Below are 500 nucleotides of genomic sequence, written 5' to 3' on the forward strand. Positions count from 1 at the left end.
CTGGTGAACTCCGGCGCGCTCGACCTGGTCATCGCGACCACCGAGGCCGGCGCGCCCGCCGACGCGGCGCGGTCCTGGTGGGTGGCCTACCTCTCGCAGCAGGCGAACGCCCGTGGCGTCGAGCTGGCCGAGCTGCCGATCACCCCGGCGCAGCTGGCGCGGGTCATCGCGCTCGTCGCCGACGGCACCCTCGCGAACAAGCAGGCCCGGCAGGCCGTCGACGGTGTGCTCGCCGGCGAGGGCGAGCCGGACGAGGTCGTCGCCAAGCGGGAACTCGCCGTCATGCGCGACGACTCGGCGCTGCAGGCCGCGGTCGACGCCGCGCTCGCCGCCAACCCGGACATCGCCGAGAAGATCCGTTCCGGCAAGGTCGCCGCGGCGGGCAAGATCGTCGGCGACGTCATGAAGGCCACCCGCGGCCAGGCCGACCCGGCTCAGGTCAAGGACATGGTCATCGCGGCCTGCTCCTAGGTCCTGCTCGAAGGGGATCTGACCGAAGG

1 pseudogene is annotated in these 500 nt (G+C 73.2%); it reads left to right on the top strand.

Features of this window, described 5'->3' with window-relative positions:
- Window positions 1-471: pseudogene (locus AC1DYG_RS19370) on the top strand (Asp-tRNA(Asn)/Glu-tRNA(Gln) amidotransferase subunit GatB); the annotation flags it as partial.
- Window positions 472-500: the final 29 nt, after the last annotated feature.

It is taken from the genome of Pedococcus sp. P1_H8, assembly GCF_056405175.1.